Below are 25,670 nucleotides of genomic sequence, written 5' to 3' on the forward strand. Positions count from 1 at the left end.
AAGGCTCTTTTTGCCGTAGTTTTTTAGATCGGGAATACAGCGGATAGCAGGAAATAGCTCCTAAATAAAAAGAGTTATGAAAGCTCCTGAGGGAAATATTTCTTTTGTGCTTTTTTGTATAAAAGGTGCATTAGATACCCAAAAACAAAGCCGAAGAAATAGCCCGTGAGTATGTCTAATGGATAATGCAAGCCTAGATAAATCCTACTGTACGCGAAAACCAAAGGCCAAAGAAACAAGAATCCAAGATACTTGATTCTACTTTTGAATACAAAGTATAAAAAGCTAGCAACAGCCATAGAATTTGCGGCATGCCCTGAAAAAAAGCTATACGAACTCCTCGATTGAACCACCCTGATAAACGTATTAATATCAGGATTGTTACAAGGGCGTAAACGCTGAAAACCATTTTTGAAAGCGTTTGTAGTTTGATCTGTAAAGGCAATTAATAGTGCTACAAATAGCAGTAAATAGAGGGTTTGTTTTGTTCCTAATTTTTTGTAAACCAAAAATAATAGCAATAAAAAAAAGGGAAGCCAATTGATTTGTTTGGTCAAAAACAACCATGTAGAATCAAAGTTTTCATTGCCAAGACTATTCAAGTAAACAAAAAGTTCTACATCAAGTGCACGTAGTTTTTCTAGCATTACATTTGTCGTTTTATAGGTCCTGTAATTTCATCTTCAAGTGAAGAAGTTGCCTCTTCAACAGGTTTTGTTTCGGCAAGTAAACTATCTTTTACTTTTGTAATTTCATCCGTTACACCTGATGTAATAGAATCAAATGGAGAGGTATCGCCCAAGATAGATTCTTTTGCTTTATTAATTTCGCTATTGATCGATCCTGTTATGTTAGAAATAGATTTGGTGTCAAAACCATTTGTTTCTGCTCCTTTTTGAATTTCACTTTTTATATCATTTGTAGCATTTTTTAACTGCGCCATTGCTTTACCCATGGTTCTAGCAATTTCTGGTATCTTATCTGAACCAAAAAGCATAAGTACAATAAACATGATAAAAATTAATTCACCTCCTCCTATACCAAACATAATTTTATATTTTTTATGATTACAAAGATATTACTTTTTGAATGGTTGACTTTTAATTATTTCATAAAAATACCCCCAAAGAGCAGTTGCTTTTGGGGGTATTTTATTTTAAAAGTAATTAATCAAATTTTGATTTCACTTCTTCTTTTGGCCAAGTATTATTAGTTACATCAATATCAGCCGTTTCTAATTTTGGATCTACAATAATTTTTTTGATCGCTTTGTCTGTAGCGTACACTTTCTTAGCAGTGTCATTGTTTTTTCTCCAAATTTGAGCTGGGTATTTAAACGTTTCTTTTGAGTCATCCTCATACGTTAACTCCACAATGATTGGCATTAACATTCCTCCTGGCTTGTTAAACTCCACTTCGTAAAAATATTTTGGTGCTTTTAATGCTGATTTTTCCTCGGCAGTAAAGTTTTTTTCTACATACTCTGATAATAAACTTACCTCGTTAATAGCCAATGCTTTTTTATCTTTAGCGCTTAACTCCTCACTTGTAGCAGGAACTAAGTATACGAATGGTCCTTTTTCTTGACCAAAACGCCCTCTACGAACTACTGCATCTTTCAACTCTTTTGTTGCCGTTTCAGATACATAATATTGTTTTACCTCTTTTACACCAATGTCTACAAAATCAGTGGAGTAAAACCATCCTCTGAAAAACCAGTCTAAATCAACTGCCGAAGCATCTTCCATAGTTCTAAAAAAGTCCTCAGGAGTTGGGTGCTTGAATTTCCATCTGTTAGCGTAAACCTTAAACGCATGGTCAAACAATTCTCTACCCATAATGGTTTCTCTAAGAATGTTTAATCCTGTCGCAGGTTTTCCATAGGCATTAGCTCCAAATTGCACTATGGTTTCAGAATTTGACATGATTGGCTCTAAGAATTTTTGATCACCACTCATGTAAGGAACTATTTTACTTGCTGGTCCGCGGCTTGAAGGGAAATTAACATTCATTTCTTGCTCAGCCATGTATTGCATGAAAGTATTCAATCCTTCATCCATCCAAGACCATTGACGCTCATCTGAGTTTACAATCATTGGGAAAAAGTTGTGTCCCACTTCATGAATTACAACACCTATCATTCCGTTTTTAGTACGCTCACTAGTAACTCCTTTTTCATCAGGGCGACCGTAATTCCAGCAAATCATTGGGTATTCCATCCCTTGATCCTCTGCTGAAACTGAAACTGCTTTTGGGTAAGGATAATCAAAAGTATGTGCTGAATAGCTCTTTAAAGTATGCGCTACTGTTCTAGTTGAAGTTTCTCCCCACAATGGGTTGGCCTCTTTAGGATAAACAGAAACGGCCAATACGGTTTTATCATTTAGTTTCACCGCCATGGCATCATAAATGAATTTTCTAGAAGTTGCAATACCAAAATCTCTAACGTTTTTAGCACTGAATTTCCATGTTTTCTTTTTGTCTGAGAAACCTTTTTCAGCCGCCTCAGCTTCTGCCTGCGTTACAATAACCACTGGCTTATCATATGATTTTGTTGCCAATTCGTATCTTTTCACTTGCTCCGCAGTAAAGACTTCGCTTCTATTGGTTAACTCTCCTGTTGCTTCCATTACGTGATCAGCAGGAACTGTGATATTTACATCAAAATTACCAAATGGCAATGTAAACTCTCCTGTGCCCCAAAACTGCATGTTTTGCCATCCTTCAACATCGTTGTACACCGCCATTCTTGGATAAAACTGAGCGATTACATACAATTTGTTGCCCTCTTTTTCAAACAATTCATATCCAGAACGACCGCCTTCTAGTCTGTAATTATTAATGTTGTACCACCAGTTGATAGAAAAAGAAAATTTTTCTCCAGGTTTTAATGGTGATGCCAAGTTAATACGCATCATAGTTTGATTGATCGTGTACGATAAAGGATTTCCTTTAGCATCCTTAACTTGTTCAATATTAAAACCGCGTTCTGCTGGCTCTTTTAAAAATTTAGTAGCAAAACTTCCCGCTGGAAAAACTTGCTCCATTCTTTGGCTATCTGCCAATGGTGTCTGCGAGTTTTTAGCAGCTTGATTTTGATCTAATTGAACCCATAAATACTCTAACGTATCTGGTGAGTTGTTGGAATAAGTCACGGTTTCTGAACCTGTCAATCGTGATTTTTTATCGTCTAGTTCAATGTTAATTTTATAATCCGCTTGTTGCTGGTAGTAAGCAGGTCCGGGAGCTCCAGAAGCAGTACGAAACATGTTTGGCGTTGCCAAAACATCGTACATCTGGCTAAATTTGTTGTTGTCATATCTCCCTGTTTGCTTAGGAGTTACAGGTGCGGTTTTCTCTTGAGCAAATAGCATTGCCGGAAGCAGCAAGAATAAGGATAATTTTTTCATAGTTGGAAATCTGGTTATTTCAATGGGTGAAAATAATATTTTTTTTGTTTAAAAAAGCACTAATTAATATTTTAACACTCCTTTTGATGTTGATGTCGTAAATAAAAGTGTGTTTTTGACCCCTAAAACATTAAAATGCATAATGTTTTGTTGCTCAGCATTGTTTTGTGTCAATACTGCATTATATATATCTAGCGCCTTCATTTTTTTGATTTCTTTGATACTCAAATAACAAATAAGCACATCCCCTTCCATCTCTTTGCTCACAAAATTTATAACTTTGGTTTGTCCATCTACTTTCACAATAAACTTTTCATTAAGATATTTTTTTAAAAGCAGGACATCGTCTGCTGTCTCCATTTCTGAACCTAGATTTACTTTTCTATTTTGCTTTTTTTCCAAGGCATTATTCAAATCGTCTACAAAAATACGAGCAGTGATTTGAATCATTTTTTTCTCAGAAACATAATTTACTTGAAACAGGGCAACATAAAATTTGTGCGCCGCAAAAGATGACATGGAGAGAATGAGTACTACAAAAAGAACTCTTGTAATTATTTTTTTCATTTTTCAAAAGTAGTGAATCTTTTAAATTCTTTGTTCTTGTTGACCAAAAAATCCATTAGTAAAAAGGTATCTGTATCCTTTAAATACTTACTTGAAGCAGCATCGTTTTTACAATAATCTAAAAATAAATTGACTTCCGCTGGTTCTAGTTTTAAAGTATGCGAAAAAAAATAGCAATCAATTCGGGACAACACCATTTCTGGAAATTGATCCGTATTGTTGCTTTTAGATTCATCTACATTCTTCTTTGTGAATGCTTTTTTAAGCATTTTAAAAACGCGTACAAAATCTAATCCGTTTTCAATGGATCTATCCGATGGCATGGCGCTATTCTTTACAGCTGATTTTTCATCGCTTATGAATTTCATATCAACTATTTTTTGGGTGTTAGGCAAAGATGGTTTTGGATCTAACTTTCCTTTGACCACAACTTCTTTTAAGGCCGTCAACTGAGATTCCATATCAAATAAAGCGAGCGGCTTTAAAAAATCATTTTCAGAAACAATGATTTTTCTCGACTTAAAATTTAAACTAGAAATGAGCAACGTATCTTTGGCTTGAGCCAAAATATCAAAGAAACCCTGCTTGCTGATAAACGTTTTGGTCTTGGCATTCAAATTAAAAACATACCCATTATCTACAATGGTAAAATCATTGATCAATCGCGCATGCAATGGCTTTCTATCTTTATTTTGAGCCCATAAAACGTTTCCAAAAAGGATAAAAATAAGTAAGAGCTGCTTCATATTATTGTTTTTTCAAAATTGCTATTTCAGTTGCCTTGTAATTTATCTTTATATTCTTGTGCCAAGGGTATCATGCAAAAAATAATTTGATCTTTGTCCCGAGTGAGCAGTGTTTTTGTAAAGTTATCATTTTCAACTAAATAATATTTAAACCCACTGATATATTCCTGTTTAATTCCTAATTGATTTGTAAAAAAGGCATCTTGAAACTCCTCGGAAATCCATTTGATATTCAGTTCTTTCTTTTCGAGAACAATCAATTTTTTTAAGCGTTTGGTTCTACCGTTTATTTTATTAATTAAGGGATCTAATTCCATTGAACCACCTAATAGACCCAACAGCATGATGGGTTTCCAATCTCCCGCTGTTTGTAACTTTCGTTCTGCAGGAGTGAACTTTTTAGTGTTTTTTGACGCTATTCCTAAGGTGTAAGCATCAATTTTTTTCCCTTTGACAACAACTTCTTTCAATACCGTATTCTTTAGTTGCATCTCTATTACAGAATCTGCTTTTTCTAAATCGGCTTCTGTAATTATTTTTTGCTTCTTTTGTAAGTGAACGGCGTCAAAAACTAGAGTATCTTTGACATGAACTGTTATAGAAAATAAGCCATCTTGGTTTGTACTTACTTGCAAACCTGTTTTTTTATTGGTAATGGTTACACCTGCTACAATCTGATTGCTTACTATTACTTTTCCAGTATAAACCTTCTCAACAGTAGATTGGCCAAATGCAATTTGGAATAAAAAAAGAACACAAACTACTATTTTAAACTTATTGCGACGCATTCATTTCATTATAAATTTCGGCGAGCTTTACAATTCTGAACATTAATTTCCACTTGTTATTGCTTTTTAGAGACGAACTAAACTCTGCATCTTCTATACAATAATACTGAAACCCTTTGATGTAATCTTTGTCAATTTTTAAGGTTTCAACATAATATTTATCCTGAAAAATCCCATCAAGCCTATTTAATGCTGCTATATTCCGTTCTACTTTAAGAGCATTATCAAGCGCCGGATTTTTACCAGTTATCATTATTTTTATTGCTTGCAGTGGTCCATTAGGCTGGGAATATCTACCGCGTTGCGCTGGCGTTACTACTTTTTGATTTTTAGGAATTATACCTAATGCCCTTGCATTAATTTCTGGATGAGCATTAACGTAAACCACTTGCAATTCAATTGCTTTTATGAACATTTCAATATCTAAACGTTTTTGATGCATATTCTCTTCATCAATGCTTTGTCTATGGATTTCTAAATTCGGCGCTGTAAAAACCAAAAGATCGTCTGGTTTTGCCATAATATTAAAAACACCCAAACTATCACTTACCGTTTCTTTTTCATTAACAATATTCAAGACATGAACACCAGCTGCAGGCTTTGCATTTGCTATAATTTTACCTGTTAGGAGTTTTTCATTTATAACCTGTCCTTGAGTACAAATACTCAGTAATGTTGCTATTAGTGCTATACTATTATTTTGTTTCAAGAGCTATGATTTCGTTATAATTTTGAGCTAATTTGGATATTAAAAACATGGCCTTCCATTTATTTTTAGCAGCAAGTGCAGCTGCAAAGTCAACATCATCTACACAATAATACTGGAATCCTAAAATATGTTCCTGAGGGATTTCCAAGGTCTCTACATAATATTTATCTTCAAAAAAGTTGGCAAACCTGGCCAATAGTTGTTCCTTTTTCTCCACAATCATTTCTTTTTTCAGCATAGCCTTGCGTCCAGATATGGTGTTAAGTAACCCATCTATTCCTCCACCAGAGGTTGCCGTATACATCTTTCGCTCCGCGGGAGTGTACTTTTTTTGACCGTAAGGAATAATTCGCAAACTTTCTGCCGAAATACTATTATCATTGACAATAACCTCCCTTAAAACGATACTTTTGGGATTCATTTTTACCAATAAAAGCGTTTGCTCAAGATCTTGTTTCTCAATTTTTTTTCGGAGTCCTTCTAGATTTACAGCGGTAAAAACAAGTATATCACCTTCCTTTACAGGAATTGTAAAGAAACCATTTGCATCAGATGTTGTTGCTTTCTCGGTAGTTATATTTACAATATTAATGCGATCTACAGCAACAGAATCTGCTGCTATTTTTCCTCTAATTTCTTTTACAGCTGCATCTTGACTGTACATTGATTGCACCATCATAAACAGCACTAACAATAATGTATTTTTAATTTTCACGAGCTATTATTTCTTTATATTTTAATGCTAAATCTCCCATCAAAAACGCAGCTAAAGCAACATTTTTTGACTTTAAAGCAGCTATAAAACTATCATTTTCAATACAATAATATTCAAATCCTTTTACGTACAAAACCGGAATCTTCAATTTAGTAACAAAATATTCTGGAGTAAATAAATTCTCTATTTGTAAAATATAAAATTGATTTTTCTCTGCATTCAACTCCTTTTTCAGCATTTTTGTTCTACCTGAAATCCAGTTTAGCAATGGATCCACCGAGACTGAACCACCAGCCATTGATCCTGCATTAAAAGAAGCATTCAAGTCAGTTGCAGTATATAATTTTCTTTCAGCTGGAGTGTACGTCTTTTGTCCTTTTGGGATAATTCCGAGTGCCCTAGCATTGATTCCGTTTTGAACTACAACTTCCTTTAATTGATACGAGCGTAAGTTTGCTTGTACCGAAATAAATCCTTGAAGAAATTGCTGTGCCGATATTGGAAAATAAATATCTTTTATTTGCAATCCTGTAAAAACCAAAGTATCTCCAACCGCTGCAAGTATCGAAAAATTTCCTTGAGCATTTGTACGAGTGGTTTCTTTAGTCTTTTTGTTCACAACATCAACACCCTCTAAAACATCATCTTGCACCATTACCGAACCCTTTAGAGCAATTCTAGACATCTCTTGCGACTCCATTTGTGTAGTCATCAAAACAATAAGCAAGCACAGCACTTTAAACATTCGTTAAAAAAAGTATTGATTCGTTGTAAAAGTATCGTAATGCTTTGCAAATTAATTACTAATAGGATGGTAAAAAAATGTTAATTAAAAATCACAGTTAAAAAAGACGGTTTTAATATCTTTATAAAAAAAATAACACCTTAACAATGAAAAATATGATTATTGCAAGTACCTCAACACTTGCTCATCAAAGTTACTTAGAGTATCTATTGCCTACCCTAACCAAACATTTTAAGGATTGCAACAGTATCCTTTTTATTTCATATGCCAGACCTGGCGGTATTACTCACGAGGAATACACAGCAATTGTTAGATTGGCTTTCGCCAAAATTAATATTACTGTAAATGGAATTGAGGAATTTGAAAATCCCGTGCAAGCCATACAAGAAGCATCTGGAATTTTTACAGGTGGCGGAAACACCTTTGTACTGGTATCTCAATTGTATAAAAACAACATCATGCAACCACTTGCTGATGCTATTAAGAAAGGAACCCCGTATCTAGGCACAAGTGCAGGCAGTAATATATGCGGACTTAGCATGCAAACTACAAATGACATGCCTATTGTTTATCCGCCTAGTTTTAAAACTTTAGGAATGATTCCGTTTAATTTAAATCCGCATTACCTTAATCCAGATACAACATCTACACACATGGGTGAAACACGCGAAACTAGAATTAAGGAATTCCACGCATACAATTCGGTTCCCGTATTAGGATTGCGAGAAGGCAGCTGGCTAGAAGTAAAAGGAGATAAAATAACTTTGAAAGGCAATTTAACCGCAAGATTGTTTGGTCAAAATCAAACTCCCACAGAACTTGAAACAGAAACCGACTTGAGTTATATTAAATAATTTAAAGAAACTTTTGAAACAAAAAAAGCCGAAACATAAAGTTTCGGCTTTATAAAGCGAAAGACGAGGCTTCCCGTATCTCTTCGTTCACAGGATATCCCGAAGCTTCGGGACTAGCACAACCTTAAAACAAAAAAACCCCAAACAAAAGTTTGAGGTTTTAGAGCGAAAGACGAGGCTCGAACTCGCGACAACCAGCTTGGAAGGCTGGAGCTCTACCAACTGAGCTACTTTCGCATTATAACAGTAAAAAAATTTCTAAGTAAAACTTGAAACTTAGAGCGAAAGACGAGGCTCGAACTCGCGACAACCAGCTTGGAAGGCTGGAGCTCTACCAACTGAGCTACTTTCGCATTAACAACGGTGCAAATATACTTAATAAGTTTCCTTTAATGCAAGTTTTTTTTAGAAAAAGTCAAAGCTATCAACCGTTCAACCTTTACATAAACCCAAATTTAAAACCCTAAATAATTTAATATGAATTTATTATAACCCTTGAAAGCTTTAAAAAAAATTATAAAAAATATTTTAAAAACACCTGTTTTAAGTACTAATAAGATAAAAAACACTACTCAATATGCGTTCCTACCCATATTAAGATGCATTATGAAATGCTTTTATTTCCAAAAACTGTTGCTCTTGACGGATGATAAATAAAAAAACAAGATTTATTTTGTATCGTAGTGATGATCTCTTTAGACATTTCTGCGGGAACAGCCGGACATCCTTGGCTACGGCCTAAGCGTTGATTGTTTTTTATAAAAGAATCAGATACGTAATCAGCGGCATGCATGACAACACCTCTTGCGCGGGCATTATCATTTACTCCTTTTTCTAAACCATCTAAACGCAGTGACATACCGTGTTTTCCGGTATAAATTTCGCCCGTGGCATAGAAACCCAAGCTACTTTTATACGATTCTGAAGCATTAGAAAATTGAGAAGCATACTCTTCACCGGTGTTGCGACCATGTGCTACCAGTGAATGAAATAAAATTTCACCTGTATCAATATTAATAACCCAAAGTCTTTTAACATTAGATGACAAACTAAAATCAATGATAGTAAGAATCTCTTTTTGGATCATCCCTTTCTCCTTTAAAGAATAATATCCTTTAAGAGCCTCAGAGAAACTTTCCAGTTTTGGCAGTGAAAATTTATCCGAATTTAATCTTCGGTACACTTGTTCCATTTTTGATTCTTCGGTAGGTACAGCATTATTTGCATATACGTTGTGACTGCTTGGGGTTTTATCAACAAAACGTGGTTTTTCTGTCAATGAAGTAAATAAAAGCAATAAAATAGTAGGTAGCATCGTATAAATCATTCGAGTCTATTAGATTATAATTTGATTTGGAGTCGCAAAATTACACATAATAACATGTCATTCAACGGGTTTAACATAATTTTATTTAAAAATTACTTGATAATGAATGTTTTAAATCGCGTATACCTCCGCTACCACTACTCTACACCTACTTGAATTTGTATTGTTTTAAAAGTTTTAGTTCTTCCTAATGTCCATGTTTCACGAGGCAATCATACATTTAATGATTATTTGTTTTAATAAAGTGTAACAATACTATAAAAAATAAGTCTATTATGACAAACTATGGATTTACACAGAAAACATTACTGTAAAAGCAATGGTTTTACACATCAATCATTTTATAATCACTGCATGAAGAATCTATTTTTATTTTGTTTCATTACTTTCTCTTTCATTGGCTACAGCCAAAAGAAAACATTACAAACCAAGTTCATTTCTGAAAAAATAGAAATTGACGGTAAACTAAATGAAGCTATTTGGAACTCTGCAGCTGTAGCGGGTGATTTCATCACATTTGAACCTGATAATGGAAAGCCCATCCCCGAAAACAAAAAATCAGAGGTTCGGGTTTTATATGATAATGACGCCATTTACATAGGCGCAATGCTGCATGATGAAAATCCTGATAAAATTTTAAGAGAAATCACACAGCGAGATGATTTTGGGACTTCGGATATTTTTGGGGTGTTTATAAATGGATTTAATGATGGTCAACAAGATTTTCAATTTTTTGTAAATGCTGCTGATGGTCAAGCTGATTGTATTACAACCGATTCAAATGGAGAGGATTATTCTTGGGACGCAGTCTGGGAAAGTAAAGCTGTTATTACTGATAAAGGCTGGGTTGTAGAAATGCGAATCCCATATGCTGCACTTCGCTTTTCGGCAGAAAACAAACAAACTTGGGGACTGAACTTTTTTAGAGAAGTAAGAAGAGATCGATATAAATATTCTTGGAATTTTATTGACTCAAAACTAGGGACTTTTACACAGCAAAACGGAACACTAGAGGGTATTGAAAACATCAAACCTCCCGTTAGGCTTTTCTTATTGCCGTACTCCTCTTTTTATGTAAATGCCAATGCTAAACAAAAAACATATGGCACACTTAAAGGCGGACTGGATTTGAAATACGGTATCAACGATGCTTTTACGCTAGACATGATTTTGATACCTGATTTTGGACAAACAAAATTTGACGATCAAATCTTGAATTTGGGTCCGTTTGAACAGCAATTCAATGAAAACAGACCTTTTTTTACAGAAGGAACGGATTTGTTTAGCAAAGGAAATTTACTGTATTCGAGACGTATTGGCGGAAGCCCAAGCACTAGACCTAACTTAGCAACTAATGAAGTTGTTGATGCTAGTCCAGCCACTGTAAACCTAATTAATGCCTTTAAAGTTTCGGGTAGAACTAAGGGCGGACTGGGTGTGGGAATATTGAATGCCGTTACCGAAAAAACAACCGCATCGATTCGTAATACTGAAACTGGCGCTAGACGAGAAGAGCTTATTGAACCCCTAGCCAATTACAATGTACTCGTACTAGACCAACGCTTTCGCAAAAACTCCTCAGTTGCATTCATAAACACTAATGTTACTAGAAATGGGAATTTTAGAGATGGGAATGTTACTGCACTAGCATGGGATTTAAACACTAAGAAAAACACCTATAATTTAGCTGGAGATTTTAAGTACAGCTACATTAACACTACAGAAGATAAGAAAGGAATCAATTCTCAACTTAATTTTTCCGAAACTAGTGGTAAATACAGATACGGTATTGGTGCTGATATTATGACAAAAGATTTTGACAACAATGACCTGGGAATTAATTTTCAAACCAATTATTATAGTGTATACGGAAATGCAAGTTATAGAATTTTAAATCCTACTAAGTATTTTAACTCTTTTAATACCAGGATTAATGCTTATACACAATTTCAAAAAGAAACAGGAAAAATTCAATCCAACAACCTCAATATTCAAATCAACTCTGATACCAAAAAAAACCATTACATCGGTTTTGGCATCAATAGCAACCCACTAGAATCCTACGATTATTACGAACCAAGAGCTGAGAATAGATTTGTCATTATACCGGAGCGCATAGGTGGATTTGTATATGTATCTACTAATTACAACAACCGTTTTGCTATTGATTTGAATCCATCTTATGCCGTCTTTAATGAAAAAGGACGCGAATCTTATGGTTTTGCGATAGGACCAAGGTACCGTTTCAGTGACAAATTATCCTTGAATTACAACTTCAATTTTTTTAGACAAAACAACAATAAAGGATATATTGACACCTATATCAATCCTGACCCAAGTAGTAATTCAGATCAAACTATTGTATTTGCCAATAGAAATGTAGTAACGTATTCAAACACCTTGTCAGGAAAGTATGGCTTGAACAGTCAAATGACTTTCAATGTTGCAATGCGTCATTACTGGTCTTATGCCGAAAATAAAAACACATTATCCTTAGAACAAAATGGCAGGTTTACAGATTTTAAAGATTATACCGCAAACAAAAATTCAAGTTTTTATTCTTGGAATGCTGATTTGTCATACACCTGGTGGTTTGCTCCAGGAAGTCAAGTAACCGTCTTGTATCGAAATAATGCTGGTGCTTTTGAACGAAATATCAACAAAGAATTCAACAGCAATGTAACTCGACTACTCAATAATGATGCTTTGAGCCATGTATTTTCGATCAGCTTACGCTATTTTATAGACTACAATCAGGTGAAGAATACATTTTGAATGCATTAATTACAAAAATAGATGCCTCTCATAACTAAATAGTCATTTTTTGTATGCGTTCCCCTTTTAATATATAATAGTTATTTCTGGAGATTTGAACCTTTTTAGAAATACTTTATCTTTGTTTAAAAGACACGATAATGAATAAAAAAGTAATTCTTATGATATTGGATGGTTGGGGAAAATCACCAGATCCAAAAGTTTCAGCTATTGATAATGCAAATGTCCCATTTATAAATAGTTTGTATCAAAATTATCCTAGTGCTCAACTAAGAACAGATGGCTTAAATGTAGGTCTTCCAGAAGGACAAATGGGAAACAGCGAGGTGGGTCACATGAATCTGGGTGCAGGACGAATTGTGTACCAAGATTTGGCCAAAATTAACTTGGCGGTAGCTCATAGAACGTTAGCCCAAGAACAAGTACTTGTAGATGCATTCACTTATGCTAAAATTAATAATAAAAAAGTACACTTTCTAGGACTAGTATCTGATGGTGGTGTACACTCACATACTTCGCATTTACGAGGATTGATTGATGCATCGCAAGAATATGGTTTAGAGAAAGTATATGTTCATGCTTTTACAGATGGCCGTGATGTAGATCCTAAATCAGGAAAAAATTACATTCAAGATTTGCAAGAATACATTAGCAACACTTCTGTTAAAATAGCATCGGTTATTGGTAGGTATTATGCTATGGATCGAGACAGACGCTGGGAAAGAGTTAAACTGGCTTATGATTTATTGGTAAATGGAAAAGGCACACCAGCAACAAATGCTGTAAATGCTATACAAGAAAGTTATAATGCAAATATTACAGATGAATTCATAAACCCAACCGTAATCACTACCTACAACAGTGAACCAATCGCTGTAATTGAAGATGATGACGTAGTTATTTTCTTTAACTTTAGAACAGACCGAGGTAGAGAATTAACGGAGGTACTATCACAAATGGATTGTCATGAGCAAAACATGCACAAGCTTAATTTGTATTATGTTACCCTTACCAATTACGACGAAACGTATCAAAACGTAAAAGTAGTTTACAATAAAGATAACATCACTGAAACACTGGGTGAAGTTTTAGAAAAAGCAGGCAAAACACAAATTAGAATTGCTGAAACAGAGAAATATCCACACGTTACATTCTTCTTTTCAGGAGGTCGAGAACTTCCATTTATTGGCGAAAGCCGAATTTTAAAAAATTCTCCAAAAGTAGCTACTTACGATTTACAACCTGAAATGAGTGCGAATGAACTAACGGAGGCACTTATTCCAGAACTTGAAAAAGAGGAAGTTGATTTTGTATGCTTAAACTTTGCCAATGGAGATATGGTAGGGCATACAGGTATCATGAGCGCGGCAATAAAAGCTTGTGAAGCAGTTGACCAATGTGTTGAAAAAGTTATCACTACAGCACTTGCTCACAATTACACCACTCTTGTAATTGCTGATCATGGTAATTGCGAAACAATGATTAACCCTGATGGAAGTCCAAATACGGCTCACACCACAAATCCAGTCCCACTAATTCTAGTAGATAAGGACTTAACTATGATTAAAAACGGTGTGCTAGGTGATATAGCCCCTACAATACTTGAATTGATGGGTGTTGAAAAACCTGAGGTAATGACTTGTAATTCTCTACTATGAAAAAGTATATGATTGCGCTATTAACTATAACTTTATATAGTTGCAGCTCATTAGGAACAGGACATAACGGCAGCCCTGGTGAGAATGGCTCAAATGCAATAGGAAACGAGAATGGGAAAAGTGGCGCTCCTGGTAAAAACGGTAAGTCCCACTATAACTAACAATAATTAATAAAAAAGAGGCTTTCAAAAGTATTTTTGAACAGCCTCTTTTTTTGTTAAGAATACTCTCATATCTGAATAGTATTCACATCTTAAATTAAAGTTAAATAAACAATAACAATAGTATTACTATTAATTATGCTGTATTTTTGCTTGAATTAAAAATTCTTTTTATGAAAACATACTTTACAACTGTCCTTGTTCTTCTTATTTCAACTAGTTTGTGGAGTCAAATTAAGTATGAAAAAAATAAAGAATTCAATAATTTAAATGATGCTTTGAATAATCCCGAGCTTATTTATCGATTGAATTTAAGCAATCAAAACATAAAACTCGATACAGTGGATTGGTCTAAATTTATAAATCTAGAATACTTAAGTTTAAAAAACGACCATTTGACCGAAATTCCAAGCGGTATTTCAAACATAAAAACTTTGAAATCAATTGACTTAAGCGGGAATGATTTTGATGTCCTTCCTAGTGATTTCTCAAATTTAAAATTACTTGAAGAAGTACGATTAAACGATGAAAGTAAGATGGACTTACCCAAAACACTTGATGTTTTAGCTAAATTACCAATGCTTAAATCTTTGTACTTGGAAAATGATCAGCTCAAAACGCTACCAACTGAATTATTAAAAATAAAAAATCTTGAAAATTTATATCTTGGAAACAATGAAATTGAGAAGGTTCCAACTTTAAAAAAATTAGACCATCTTAAATATTTAGACTTAAAAGACAACAAAATCAAAAATGACTTGCAAGACATGAAAAATTTGAATTTTGGACTAAAAGTAAATTTCTAATAAGATTAAATTAAAACAGATTATAAATACAAAATTGAGCTTAAACAAATATTATGGACGCTATTTTATCAAATATAAGTATTGCTATTAACGAGAAGTTGTACGTTAAAAACCCCGAAACCTCCACTCTAGGCAAGAAAATAATAGAAAACAGTATCTTACTTATTGATGAAATTGGCTTTGATAATTTTACCTTCAAAAAACTAGGAGAACGAATTGGGTCTAACGAAAGTTCTATATACCGCTATTTTGAGAACAAACATAAACTCCTTTTATACTTATCGTCTTGGTACTGGGGATGGATTGAATATAAACTAGTATTTGCCACTAATAATATTCTTATACCCATTGATAGATTGAAAAAAGCAATTACAATCGTAACCGAAAAAATTGAGGATGATTATGCTACAACTCACATCAATGAAAACATCTTGAACAAAATTATTATTGCAGAGTTTACTAAAACCTTACTCACTAAAGAAGTAGACGAAGAGAATAAAGAAGGCTTTTTTTTAGTTTACAAAAGAGTCATAAACCGCTTAATTGAAATGATAGTTGCTATCAACCAAGAGTACCCTTTTGCAAAAAGCTTGGCCTCATCAATAGTTGAAGGAGCCTTGCACCAACATTTTTTAAAAGACCATTTAAAAACCATAACAAATTGTAATGAAACCATTTCGCCAACAGATTTTTACATAGATCTAGTAGAAAGAATTGCAAAATAAATACTATGAAAAACACTCCTTTAAAACGATTTTACAACTTACTTACCTTAGATAGAAAAGATGTTTACCAAATTTTCTTCTATGCGATTTTTGCTGGATTAATAAGTTTATCACTCCCATTAGGTATTCAAGCCATTACAAATTTTATACAATCAGGACGCGTGAGTGCTTCATGGATTGTGCTAATTGTTTTAGTTGTTTTTGGGGTAGCTTTAGTAGGGCTTTTATCTTTAATGCAGCTCCGAATTACGGAAAACTTACAACAAAAAATATTTGTGCGTTCCTCATTTGAATTTGGTGCTCGTTTACCCAAAATAAAAATAGAAGAACTCTACAACACCTATCCCCCAGAACTTGCCAATCGTTTTTTTGATACTTTAGCAATACAAAAAGGAACATCAAAATTACTTATTGACTTTTCGGCTGCCTTACTTCAAATTATTTTTGGTATTATATTGTTGTCTTTATACCACCCTTATTTTATTGTATTTGGAGCATTACTGTTTTTATTGCTTTATTTTATATTCAAATTTTCATACAAAGCTGGACTTGAAACAAGTTTAAAAGAATCTAAGTTTAAATACAAAGTGGCTAGTTGGATTCAAGAAATGGCTAGAAACAGCTACAGTTTTAAAAACGATTTAAATTATAATTTTGGGTTACAAAAAAACGACAATCTCGTGAGTGATTACTTGTCTTACAGAGAAAAGCATTTCAAGATTATTCAAAGACAATTCAGTCAATTGATTATTTTTAAAATAATAATTACAGCTAGTTTACTCTCAATTGGTGGTTTTTTAGTGCTGTCACAACAAATGAACATCGGTCAATTTGTGGCTGCAGAAATTATTATCCTATTGGTCATCAACTCTGTTGAAAAAATTATTTTGGGACTTGAGACATTTTATGACGTATTAACATCAGTTGAAAAAATAGGGCAAGTAACTGATTTAGAACTTGAGCAGGAAATGCCTTTTACGAGTGATACCTGTTACAATAAAATTTCACTTGAAATGGACGGAATGAGTTTTAAATTCCCTGATTCAACAAAAGAAATTTTAAATGGCATAACATTAAAAATTGACCAAGGGGAACACATAGCAATTGATGGTGAAAATGGATCTGGCAAGTCTACATTAATCCGAATTTTATCGGGTTTACTAGAGCCTACATCGGGTGCTTTATATATAAATGATGATACTTTCAAAAAAATAAACATAAAACAATATCGATCTCAAATAGGATCTATAATTACTGGAGAAACCCCATTTGAAGGTACTTTGCTCGAAAACATTACCTTTAATGATAAATTCATAAGCACTGAGGATCTAAGATGGGCAATAGATGGTGTCCAACTCACTTCATTTATAAAATCACTACCTAAAGGACTTGATACCAATATATTACCCGAAGGAAAACAACTTTCGTCATCGAATTGCCAAAAGATTTTATTGGCCCGAAGCATCATTCATAAACCTAAAATTTTGTTTTATGAAGATCCAACTGATAAAATGGATACCACTGTTGCAAATGAAATTATAGATTTTATAACGTCCGAGAAACACAAATGGACCATCATAGTTTCGTCAAAAAATCCATATTGGAAAACCAAATGCTCCCGAGTAATCATTATGAATAACGGTGTAATCGAACAAGATTTAAAAAAATAATTAGCCATGCTAAACATATCCGAAAATAACACAAAACTGCCTTCATTTGATCGTTTCACTACGGTACATAACCTTGCTAATAGACCTCATTATAAGATTTTAAATAAAATTATAGCGGCCGTTTCAATCATAGGAGTAATCGCTTTGTTCTTACCTTGGACACAAAATATATCTGGAAGCGGTAGCGTAACCACTTTAAAACCAAATCAAAGACCCCAATCCATACAAAGTGTAATATCTGGTAGACTTGAAAAATGGTATGTACAAGAAGGTGATTATGTAAAAAAAGGGGACACAATTGTTTTTATCTCAGAGATAAAAGAAGACTATATGGATCCTAACTTGGTACAGAACACTAGAAATCAAATTAACGCTAAGAAACAATCCTTAGAATCCTATAGCTCAAAAGTAAGTACATTAACCGGACAAGTAGAAGCTATTGAAAGAGAAAAGGATTTAAAACTGGAGCAAGCTCAAAATAAAATTAAACAATCTGTTTTAAAAATTAAAAGTGATAGTATTGATTTGGTAGCTGTAAAAACGCAACTAAAAATTGCGACAACACAATTCAACCGTTCTGTTGCGTTAAACAAAGAGGGATTAAAGCCATTGACTGATATCGAAGAAAAAAGATTGAAATTACAAGAAGTTGAGGCTAAGATAATCACTCAGGAAAATAAATATCTTACTAGTAAAAATGAATTTATAAATGCCAAAGTTGAAATAAATAGAATAAGTGCTGAGTATGCTGAAAAAGCATCCAAAGCTACTAGTGATAAGTATACCGCATTGAGCAGCCAGTTTGATACAGATGCACAAGTAAACAAACTAGAAAATCAATATGCTAATTACAGTATTAGAAACGGCATGTATTATATCAAAGCATCTCAAAATGGATATGTAAATAGAGCGTTGCAATCTGGTATTGGCGAAACCATAAAAGAAGGAACTCCAATAGCTACGATTATGCCTTCAGAATATGATATTGCTGTTGAAACCTTTGTGAATCCTATTGATTTACCACTATTAAGTAGAGGTGAAAAAGTACGTGTTTGGTTTGATGGATGGCCTACTATTGTATTTTCGGGTTGGCCTAACATGTCCTACGGAACCTTTGGTGGAAAAATTGTAGCGATTGAGAATTTTATCAGTGCAAACGGTAAATATAGAGTGCTAATTGCTCCTGATGAAAACGAAGACAAGTGGCCAAAACAATTAAGTATAGGAGCTGGTGCTCAAACTATAGCTTTACTTGACAATGTTCCTGTGTGGTTTGAACTTTGGAGAACACTTAACGGTTTTCCTCCTAATTATTACAAAACAGCAGATCAACCTACAAAAGATAAGAAGTAATGAAACAAATACTAGTAGCGTTTTTATTTTTTGCCATCTCATTATCCGCACAAACTACGGTTACAAAGGAGTTCTCTTATACTGAATTTTTAGGTTACGTAAAAAAATACCATCCTTTGGTGAAAAATGCTAACCTAGAAATAAACAAAGCTCAAGCCAACTTGATGATGGCTAGAGGTGGTTTTGATCCGAAAATTGAAGTCGATTTTAGCAAAAAACAATTCAAAGACAAAGAGTATTATTCTATTTTAAACAGTAGTTTTAAAATACCTACTTGGTATGGTATCGAAATTAAAGCTGGTTTTGATAACAATGAAGGCGTATATCTCAATCCTGAAAATACAGTACCTAATCAAGGGCTAACTTCTCTGGGAGTTACTGTTCCGCTTGGACAAGGCTTGTTAATTAATCAAAGAATGGCTGATGTTCGAAAAGCAAAAATGCAAATAAAACTAAGCGAAGCTGAGCGAAAACTGCAAGCCATTGCTGTACTTTATGACGCATCAGTGGCGTATTTTAACTGGAAAAAAAACTTCAATGAAGTACAACTTTACGAAGAATACAATCAAAATGCGCAAATTCGTTTTAAAGGAATACAATCCCTGATCAATCAAGGAGACAAACCTGCTATAGATAGTGTTGAGGCAGGAATTATTGTAAAAAACAGAGCTTTAAGCCTAGAAGATTCTAAATTAAAACTGACCAAAGCCAAATTAGAACTGTCTAATTATTTATGGCTGGAGAACAACATTCCGCTAGAATTAGCTGAAGATTTAATTCCAGAAATTCAATTGGAGTTTACCATTCAGGAAAGTTTAAGAACAAATGATCTGGTTAATCAAGACTTTTCGATTACCAGTCATCCAAAAATAAACGCGCTTGAAAGTAAAATCGACATGTTAACTGTAGATCAAAAACTGAAAGCCAATATGCTTTTACCCAAAATTGACATCGGTTATTCCTATTTGTCTGAACCGAGCTATATAGACAATTACCGCTTTGAAGATTATAAGGTTGGGGTTAACTTTTACTTTCCTCTATTTTTAAGAAAAGAAAGAGGAAGTCTTAAATTAGCTAAATTCAAAGTACAAGAAACAGAATTTGCCTTGAATCTTGAAAAAGTACAATTGACGAACAAGATTAATGCTCAAAAAATAGAAATCGAATCTTTATTAAAACAAAAAGAATTAATAAAAGGTCTGGTAAAAGACAATCAAACCATGCTGAATTCTGAGGAGCGCTTATTTTCATTTGGCGAAAGCTCACTGTTTTTAATCAATACCCGAGAAAACAATTTAGTGAGTGCGCAACTCTCAAAAATAGCATTGGAAAACCGCTTTTACATTTCAAATTCGGAGCTGTTTAAAATTATGGCCAATCCGGATTAAATAATTATAAAATCGTACTTTTGCCAACTGAAAATTCGAAATTATGATTATAGCAAAGTCACGTGAAGAAATAGAATTAATGCGCGAAAGTGCCTTAATCGTATCCAAAACTTTAGGAATGATTGCCTCTGAGATCAAAGAAGGAGTAACAACATTATACTTAGACAAACTTGCCGAAGCCTTTATTCGTGATCACGGCGCAGTACCAAGTTTCTTAGGATTGTACGGTTTTCCAAATTCACTATGCATGAGTCCTAACTCACAAGTAGTTCATGGAATCCCAAACAACAAACCATTAGAAAGCGGTGATGTAATTTCGGTGGATTGCGGTGCTTTCAAAAACGGATATCATGGTGATCATGCGTACTCTTTCGAAATTGGAGAAGTGGCACCAGAAACAAAAAAATTATTACAAGTTACAAAGGAATCCTTGTACGTAGGAATTCGCGAGCTTCGACTTGGAAATCGTGTGGAAGATGTGGGAAATGCTATTCAAAAATATACCGAAGCACATGGATATGGTGTAGTACGTGAGCTTGTAGGTCACGGCTTAGGCCAAAAAATGCATGAAGATCCCGAAATGCCAAATTACGGTAAAAAAGGTCGTGGTAAACTTTTTATTGAAGGTATGGTGGTTGCCATAGAACCGATGATCAATATGGGAACCCGCAACATCAAACAACACAAAGACGGCTGGACTATTACTACTGCCGATGGAAAACCAAGTGCCCACTTTGAACACGATGTGGCCATTATTGATGGAAAACCTGAAATTTTATCCACTTTTGCTTACGTTTATAAAGAACTGGGAATTGTGAGCAATGAGGAAGAAGAGTTTACAAAAGTGCCTTTGGTTATTTAAACACGAATTGCACGAATTACCACGAATCTAAAACTTATGAAAATTTCAGAAATAATGCCCTTGATTATTTAACCAATAACATACAAAATGCATGAACTTTATTTGAAAGAAGAAGCTTATTCAATAATCGGAATTTGTATGGAAGTTCACAAAATTCTGGGAAAAGGACACAGTGAAAAGGTTTATGGTGATGCATTAGAATATGAATTTAAGAAAAATAACATCCCTTATTCCAGAGAATCCAAATTCAATATTGAGTACAAAGAAATAATTTTACCAACTTATTATTTTGCTGATTTTTTGGTCTTCGACGAAATCATACTCGAAATTAAAGCAATACAAGAATTGAGTAAAAGTGAAATTAAACAAACACTTAATTACTTAGCAGCATCAAAAAATAAACTCGGAATTTTGATCAACTTTGGTGAAGATAGCCTTAAATATAAAAGAATAATCCTGTAACAAACACGCACTTTTTGGCTTTCAAAACAAAATCAACTTTTGTAATTAGTGCAAATTCGTGAAATTCGTGTTTTAATTAATATGTAAATGAAATCTGCTTTTAAACTTATCCTAAATACCATTCCGCGTCCGCTTTTAATTCGTTTGAGTTATGTGGCTCGACCAATAATAGCCTTTACTTTAAAAGGTGATAAATTCACTGATCCTATTGATGGTAAAAGCTTCAAATCGATGTTGCCGTATGGATATGAAACACAGCGTAACAACGTGCTTTCGCCAAGTACGCTTTCTTTAGAGAGACACCGTTTGTTGTGGTTGTTCCTCAACGAGCAAACTGATTTTTTTAAATCTGAACTTGATTCAGATTCTTTAGTTACAAACGCTAAAAGAATTAAACTGAGAGATGCTGAAACAAATTCAGCATTAAAAGTATTGCATTTTGCTCCTGAACAAGCTTTTTATAAATTGTTTCGAAAGCAAAAAAACTTAGATTATACCACTACTGATTTGTTTTCGCCTTTGGCAGATGTGAAAGCAGATATTTGCAATTTGCCTTTTGAAGACAATCAATACGATGTCATTTTGTGCAACCACGTTTTGGAGCACATTCCAGATGATACCAAAGCGATGCAGGAATTGTATCGTGTTTTGAAACCTGGTGGAATGGCCATTTTACAAATTCCGCAGGACTTAAAAAGAGACGTAACTTTTGCAGATGATAGCATTACCGACCAAAAAGAACGTGCCAAAATATTTGGACAATACGATCACGTTCGCATTTATGGTCGTGATTATTTTGACAAATTACGCCGTATTGGTTTTACAGTTGTTGAAGAAGATTACACTAATAAAATTACTCCTGAACTAGTCGAAAAATACTGTTTGGCTAAAGGAGAGATCATACCAGTTTGTTTTAAATAATATTTAACAGACTTAAATCCTACACAGATTCCACAAATTAGCACATATTAATCTGTGTGAATTTGTGGAATCTGTGTTTAAAAAATCTAAATAATTAAATAACGTATTGCTTTTGGAACCCGATAACCATTTCCAGTTTTGCTTTGATCTTAGTTTTGAAGCAAAACTCAATTGCTATATTCCTACTTCGTATGTGGTTGGGCATACGGAAACCATCACGTATTTACAAAAAAAAGCAAGCGCAGAAGTGCTGCAAAGCATGGGTATTGAGACAAAGCAACTCCCGCTTGCAACGCAAAAAACACTTAGCATTTGCGAAAGCTTGCAGCCAGATGTCCTGTTCAAAAAATACCGAACAAAAAGTAAAGCCGCCAAGAAAATTGAGGACTTATTGCAAGACGAAAAATTAAAATTCGGAATCACACAATTCATACAACTGCAATTAGCGTCCTTTTATGGTTTAGTTCGCGAACATAATTTTCCGCTTTCGTTTCAATTAGGTAAAGAAAAAGATTTTCGCATCAGTCGTATTGGCACTCAAAATCCAGCTTTGGAAACCGAACTCCATTTTGATAAACACGAAAACGGAATTTCATATACTTTAAAACTAAAGGAAAATGACCTTGCTTTTTATCCCTCGAACACTTCAGTAACATTGTTGTTGGACGAACCGGGATGGTTGGTTGCACACCATAAGCTGTATGCGTTAAAAAACATCAATTCTAAAAAAGTAACCCCTTTTTTAAATAAAAAAACGGTCGAAATCCCTTCAAAACTAGTCCCCGATTATTTTGAAAAATTCATTAAGGACATTGCCCAAAAAGTAGATATCAGCGCTACGGGTTTTGAAGTAATCACCCAAACCGCTATATGTACTTGCAACCTACAATTGGTGCATGATTTTTTTAAAAACACCTACTTCATCAGTCTTTCTTTTGATTATAACGGATACATTTTTGATGCCACTAAAACCAAAAACACGCATACCGAAATTGATTTAAAAAACTTAGAGAACATAAAATTAATTCAATACAAGCGCAGTCAAGCTGAGGGTAAATTCAGCGAATCCTTACAAAAACTTGGGCTTAGCAAACAAGAGAACCAGCTTTTTGGGATTTTGCAAAAAATAGAACAAAAAGATACTTACGCTTCTATTCAATGGGCATTAGAAAATCGTGTAAAATTAGAATCATTAGGTTTTTCGTTAGAGAATCTCAAAATCGACGGAAAAAATATTGATAATAATGCAGTTACCATTACATTCTCCAACACCATTCAAAACGATTGGTTTGATATTAAAATGACTGTGATTTGTGATGATTTTGAATTCAATTTCAGCGACTTAATTCCGAATATAAAAAGCCACAATCGCCTTTTTCTCTTACCCAATGGCAATTATTTTTTAATTCCGCTTGAATGGATGACGCGCTATGCAGCCATGGCTAAACTGGCTAAAATCAACAACGGAACTATGGCAGTACTCAAAAGCAATTTTGCGGTTTTTGAAGACATTCCGCAATTAAAACAGACTTTACACGTAAAAGAAACTGCTCAATACCAACCTTCGGATTTGGTTAAAGCCACGTTGCGACCGTACCAAATAGAAGGCGTACAATGGCTTCTAGAACATTACAACAACGGTTTAGGTGCTTGCTTGGCCGATGATATGGGATTGGGAAAAACATTGCAAACCTTATCCACGCTCGTCGCCGTTCAAGAAAAATTAGATTTTGAAAAAGCCGAAAACATGCAACTCGATTTGTTCGGCAATGAAATTCCTATTGCCAAAGAGTACCTAAAAGCTTTGATTGTGCTTCCCTCCTCTTTGGTGTTCAACTGGTACAACGAAGCTAGAAAATTTACTCCTCATTTCAGGAGAATTCAATATGTAGGACAAGATCGAAAACTAATTTCTAAAAAATTAGAAAAATACGACTTGATCTTTACGAGTTATGCGTTGGTGGCGAGAGATCTTTCCATTTTAGAAAAGTACCAATTTCGTTTTTTGATTTTGGACGAAAGTCAATACATCAAAAATAAAAATTCGAAAATTTTTAAGGCTATAAATCAAATAAAAACGACTCATAAAATCTCGTTGAGTGGAACGCCAATAGAAAACTCGTTAGACGATTTGTGGTCACAAATGCAATTTATCAATCCGAATATTTTGGGGAGTTACGCTTTTTTTGCGGAGCATTACAAAGTTCCCATTGAGAAAAAACAGGACGAAAACAGTCTATCAGAATTAAGAAATTTAGTCAGTCCGTTTATTTTACGTCGAACCAAAGAACAAGTTTTAAAAGACTTACCTGAACTCTCGGAACAAGTTTTTTATTGTGATATGGAACCCGAACAAGAGAAATTGTATGAAGAAGAAAAGTCAAAAGCAAGAAACGCACTTTTAAAAACCGATGGTTCTGGCATTGACAAAATCAATATTATCAATACGTTGATGCGCTTAAGGCAATTGAGCAATCATCCTAAAATGATTGATAAAAAATCAGAACTTGATTCAGGAAAATATATTGCAGTGACACGATATTTAGAAACCTTAGTGCAATCCAATCAAAAAACAATAGTTTTCAGTTCGTTTGTGTCTAACTTGGAATTTTATAAAAAATGGAGCATCGAAAACAAAATTGATTTTTGTGAATTAACTGGTGCAACCCCACAAAATGAACGCGCGTATCAAGTGCAAAAATTTCAGGAACAGGAGCGTGCTAAATTGTTTTTCATTTCCTTAAAAGCGGGTGGCGTGGGACTCAATATCACAAAAGCTTCGTATGTCTTATTTTTAGATCCATGGTGGAATCCCTTTGCTGAAAAGCAAGGAATTGGTCGGGCTCATCGTATTGGGCAGTTGAACAAAGTAAATGTCGTTCGATTCATCACTAAAAATACGGTGGAGGAAAAAATCATTCGATTACAAGAAAACAAAAAACTGCTTTCGGATGCATTGCTTGATGAAAACCACATCAGCCCTGATATTGAAGAAAATTTAGATTTTATACTAGCATAAAAAAAACCT

At 34.0% G+C, this 25,670-nt stretch carries 23 protein-coding genes and 2 tRNA genes; 13 read left to right on the forward strand and 12 right to left on the reverse strand.

The genetic code is table 11. From position 1 onward, the window contains the following. Window positions 1-74 precede the first annotated feature (74 nt). From DNC80_RS03710 to DNC80_RS03750, 9 genes are all read right to left on the reverse strand, one after another. Entirely contained in the window at window positions 75-647 is a 573-nt protein-coding gene (locus DNC80_RS03710; RefSeq protein WP_182649335.1) for a phosphatase PAP2 family protein, read from the reverse strand. Next, window positions 647-1,048, reverse strand: coding sequence for a twin-arginine translocase TatA/TatE family subunit (locus DNC80_RS03715; protein ID WP_158729564.1), 402 nt, complete (start codon window positions 1,046-1,048; stop codon window positions 647-649). The genes DNC80_RS03710 and DNC80_RS03715 overlap by 1 nt, the downstream gene beginning before the upstream one ends. Window positions 1,049-1,166: 118 nt before the next feature. After that, the gene (locus DNC80_RS03720) at window positions 1,167-3,410 is read right to left on the reverse strand and encodes a M1 family metallopeptidase (RefSeq protein ID WP_182649337.1); all 2,244 of its coding nucleotides are present in this window, start codon (window positions 3,408-3,410) and stop codon (window positions 1,167-1,169) included. A 63-nt stretch (window positions 3,411-3,473) separates the two neighbouring features. After that, the gene (locus DNC80_RS03725) at window positions 3,474-3,977 is read right to left on the reverse strand and encodes a DUF6702 family protein (protein WP_182649339.1); all 504 of its coding nucleotides are present in this window, start codon (window positions 3,975-3,977) and stop codon (window positions 3,474-3,476) included. Continuing rightward, the gene (locus DNC80_RS03730; RefSeq protein WP_182649340.1) at window positions 3,974-4,723 is read right to left on the reverse strand and encodes a hypothetical protein; all 750 of its coding nucleotides are present in this window, start codon (window positions 4,721-4,723) and stop codon (window positions 3,974-3,976) included. Before DNC80_RS03730 ends, DNC80_RS03725 begins: the two co-directional genes overlap by 4 nt. A 26-nt stretch (window positions 4,724-4,749) precedes the next feature. Then, entirely contained in the window at window positions 4,750-5,511 is a 762-nt protein-coding gene (locus DNC80_RS03735) for a carboxypeptidase-like regulatory domain-containing protein (RefSeq protein WP_182649342.1), read from the reverse strand. Then, entirely contained in the window at window positions 5,498-6,220 is a 723-nt protein-coding gene (locus tag DNC80_RS03740) for a hypothetical protein (protein ID WP_182649343.1), read from the reverse strand. The genes DNC80_RS03735 and DNC80_RS03740 overlap by 14 nt, the downstream gene beginning before the upstream one ends. Continuing rightward, the gene (locus tag DNC80_RS03745) at window positions 6,207-6,935 is read right to left on the reverse strand and encodes a hypothetical protein (RefSeq protein ID WP_370628685.1); all 729 of its coding nucleotides are present in this window, start codon (window positions 6,933-6,935) and stop codon (window positions 6,207-6,209) included. Before DNC80_RS03745 ends, DNC80_RS03740 begins: the two co-directional genes overlap by 14 nt. After that, window positions 6,925-7,647: a hypothetical protein gene (locus DNC80_RS03750; protein WP_255493155.1), complete on the reverse strand. Its 723-nt coding sequence runs from the start codon at window positions 7,645-7,647 to the stop codon at window positions 6,925-6,927. Before DNC80_RS03750 ends, DNC80_RS03745 begins: the two co-directional genes overlap by 11 nt. A gap of 179 nt (window positions 7,648-7,826) precedes the next feature. Between DNC80_RS03750 and pepE the strand changes: the two genes are divergently transcribed. Further along, the gene (gene pepE, locus DNC80_RS03755) at window positions 7,827-8,534 is read left to right on the forward strand and encodes a dipeptidase PepE (protein ID WP_182649347.1); all 708 of its coding nucleotides are present in this window, start codon (window positions 7,827-7,829) and stop codon (window positions 8,532-8,534) included. Between the two features lie 164 nt (window positions 8,535-8,698). Here pepE and DNC80_RS03760 read toward each other — a convergent pair. The 3 genes from DNC80_RS03760 to DNC80_RS03770 form a co-directional block, all read right to left on the reverse strand. Beyond that, window positions 8,699-8,771, reverse strand: a tRNA-Gly gene (locus DNC80_RS03760). 43 nt (window positions 8,772-8,814) lie between these two features. Then, window positions 8,815-8,887: transfer RNA gene (locus DNC80_RS03765), tRNA-Gly, on the reverse strand. Window positions 8,888-9,138: 251 nt separating this feature from the next. Beyond that, on the reverse strand, window positions 9,139-9,861 hold the full coding sequence (locus DNC80_RS03770) for a murein L,D-transpeptidase catalytic domain family protein (protein ID WP_182649348.1): 723 nt from the start codon (window positions 9,859-9,861) through the stop codon (window positions 9,139-9,141). A gap of 354 nt (window positions 9,862-10,215) precedes the next feature. Between DNC80_RS03770 and DNC80_RS03775 the strand changes: the two genes are divergently transcribed. The 12 genes from DNC80_RS03775 to DNC80_RS03830 all read left to right on the forward strand — a co-directional run bounded on the left by DNC80_RS03775 (window position 10,216) and on the right by DNC80_RS03830 (window position 25,661). Further along, window positions 10,216-12,636, forward strand: a complete 2,421-nt coding sequence (locus DNC80_RS03775) for a DUF5916 domain-containing protein (protein ID WP_182649350.1) — start codon at window positions 10,216-10,218, stop codon at window positions 12,634-12,636. A 140-nt stretch (window positions 12,637-12,776) separates the two neighbouring features. Then, entirely contained in the window at window positions 12,777-14,294 is a 1,518-nt protein-coding gene (gene gpmI, locus DNC80_RS03780; protein ID WP_182649351.1) for a 2,3-bisphosphoglycerate-independent phosphoglycerate mutase, read from the forward strand. An 8-nt stretch (window positions 14,295-14,302) separates the two neighbouring features. Then, entirely contained in the window at window positions 14,303-14,455 is a 153-nt protein-coding gene (locus DNC80_RS03785; RefSeq protein WP_182649353.1) for a hypothetical protein, read from the forward strand. A gap of 173 nt (window positions 14,456-14,628) precedes the next feature. Continuing rightward, window positions 14,629-15,261, forward strand: coding sequence for a leucine-rich repeat domain-containing protein (locus DNC80_RS03790; RefSeq protein WP_182649355.1), 633 nt, complete (start codon window positions 14,629-14,631; stop codon window positions 15,259-15,261). Between the two features lie 53 nt (window positions 15,262-15,314). Next, window positions 15,315-15,986 (forward strand): TetR/AcrR family transcriptional regulator, encoded by a 672-nt coding sequence (locus DNC80_RS03795; protein ID WP_182649357.1) that lies wholly within the window; start codon window positions 15,315-15,317, stop codon window positions 15,984-15,986. 5 nt (window positions 15,987-15,991) lie between these two features. Next, window positions 15,992-17,656 carry a peptidase domain-containing ABC transporter gene (locus tag DNC80_RS03800; protein WP_182649359.1) on the forward strand — a complete coding sequence of 555 codons (1,665 nt, stop codon included), beginning with the start codon at window positions 15,992-15,994 and terminating at the stop codon, window positions 17,654-17,656. 6 nt (window positions 17,657-17,662) lie between these two features. Next, on the forward strand, window positions 17,663-19,009 hold the full coding sequence (locus DNC80_RS03805; protein ID WP_182649361.1) for an HlyD family secretion protein: 1,347 nt from the start codon (window positions 17,663-17,665) through the stop codon (window positions 19,007-19,009). Then, on the forward strand, window positions 19,009-20,397 hold the full coding sequence (locus DNC80_RS03810; RefSeq protein WP_182649362.1) for a TolC family protein: 1,389 nt from the start codon (window positions 19,009-19,011) through the stop codon (window positions 20,395-20,397). Before DNC80_RS03805 ends, DNC80_RS03810 begins: the two co-directional genes overlap by 1 nt. A gap of 43 nt (window positions 20,398-20,440) precedes the next feature. Continuing rightward, window positions 20,441-21,259 carry a type I methionyl aminopeptidase gene (gene map, locus DNC80_RS03815; protein WP_182649364.1) on the forward strand — a complete coding sequence of 273 codons (819 nt, stop codon included), beginning with the start codon at window positions 20,441-20,443 and terminating at the stop codon, window positions 21,257-21,259. An 87-nt stretch (window positions 21,260-21,346) separates the two neighbouring features. Next, a complete protein-coding gene (locus DNC80_RS03820; RefSeq protein ID WP_144889389.1) occupies window positions 21,347-21,721 on the forward strand; it encodes a GxxExxY protein in 375 nt (124 codons plus the stop codon). An 87-nt stretch (window positions 21,722-21,808) separates the two neighbouring features. Then, entirely contained in the window at window positions 21,809-22,642 is an 834-nt protein-coding gene (locus DNC80_RS03825) for a class I SAM-dependent methyltransferase (protein ID WP_182649366.1), read from the forward strand. Between the two features lie 112 nt (window positions 22,643-22,754). Continuing rightward, window positions 22,755-25,661 (forward strand): DEAD/DEAH box helicase, encoded by a 2,907-nt coding sequence (locus DNC80_RS03830; protein ID WP_182649368.1) that lies wholly within the window; start codon window positions 22,755-22,757, stop codon window positions 25,659-25,661. Window positions 25,662-25,670: the final 9 nt, after the last annotated feature.

The sequence above is a fragment of the Flavobacterium sp. SOK18b genome (assembly GCF_014156605.1).
In the GTDB taxonomy this organism is placed as follows: Bacteria; Bacteroidota; Bacteroidia; order Flavobacteriales; family Flavobacteriaceae; genus Flavobacterium; species Flavobacterium tiangeerense.

Coding starts and splice junctions, on each gene's coding strand:
- DNC80_RS03710 (WP_182649335.1), bottom strand. CDS start 647: ATGCTAGAAAAACTACGTGCACTTGATGTAGAACTTTTTGTTTACTTG.
- DNC80_RS03715 (WP_158729564.1), bottom strand. CDS start 1,048: ATGTTTGGTATAGGAGGAGGTGAATTAATTTTTATCATGTTTATTGTA.
- DNC80_RS03720 (WP_182649337.1), bottom strand. CDS start 3,410: ATGAAAAAATTATCCTTATTCTTGCTGCTTCCGGCAATGCTATTTGCT.
- DNC80_RS03725 (WP_182649339.1), bottom strand. CDS start 3,977: ATGAAAAAAATAATTACAAGAGTTCTTTTTGTAGTACTCATTCTCTCC.
- DNC80_RS03730 (WP_182649340.1), bottom strand. CDS start 4,723: ATGAAGCAGCTCTTACTTATTTTTATCCTTTTTGGAAACGTTTTATGG.
- DNC80_RS03735 (WP_182649342.1), bottom strand. CDS start 5,511: ATGCGTCGCAATAAGTTTAAAATAGTAGTTTGTGTTCTTTTTTTATTC.
- DNC80_RS03750 (WP_255493155.1), bottom strand. CDS start 7,647: ATGACTACACAAATGGAGTCGCAAGAGATGTCTAGAATTGCTCTAAAG.
- pepE (WP_182649347.1), top strand. CDS start 7,827: ATGAAAAATATGATTATTGCAAGTACCTCAACACTTGCTCATCAAAGT.
- DNC80_RS03770 (WP_182649348.1), bottom strand. CDS start 9,861: ATGATTTATACGATGCTACCTACTATTTTATTGCTTTTATTTACTTCA.
- DNC80_RS03775 (WP_182649350.1), top strand. CDS start 10,216: ATGAAGAATCTATTTTTATTTTGTTTCATTACTTTCTCTTTCATTGGC.
- gpmI (WP_182649351.1), top strand. CDS start 12,777: ATGAATAAAAAAGTAATTCTTATGATATTGGATGGTTGGGGAAAATCA.
- DNC80_RS03785 (WP_182649353.1), top strand. CDS start 14,303: ATGATTGCGCTATTAACTATAACTTTATATAGTTGCAGCTCATTAGGA.
- DNC80_RS03790 (WP_182649355.1), top strand. CDS start 14,629: ATGAAAACATACTTTACAACTGTCCTTGTTCTTCTTATTTCAACTAGT.
- DNC80_RS03795 (WP_182649357.1), top strand. CDS start 15,315: ATGGACGCTATTTTATCAAATATAAGTATTGCTATTAACGAGAAGTTG.
- DNC80_RS03800 (WP_182649359.1), top strand. CDS start 15,992: ATGAAAAACACTCCTTTAAAACGATTTTACAACTTACTTACCTTAGAT.
- DNC80_RS03805 (WP_182649361.1), top strand. CDS start 17,663: ATGCTAAACATATCCGAAAATAACACAAAACTGCCTTCATTTGATCGT.
- DNC80_RS03810 (WP_182649362.1), top strand. CDS start 19,009: ATGAAACAAATACTAGTAGCGTTTTTATTTTTTGCCATCTCATTATCC.
- map (WP_182649364.1), top strand. CDS start 20,441: ATGATTATAGCAAAGTCACGTGAAGAAATAGAATTAATGCGCGAAAGT.
- DNC80_RS03820 (WP_144889389.1), top strand. CDS start 21,347: ATGCATGAACTTTATTTGAAAGAAGAAGCTTATTCAATAATCGGAATT.
- DNC80_RS03825 (WP_182649366.1), top strand. CDS start 21,809: ATGAAATCTGCTTTTAAACTTATCCTAAATACCATTCCGCGTCCGCTT.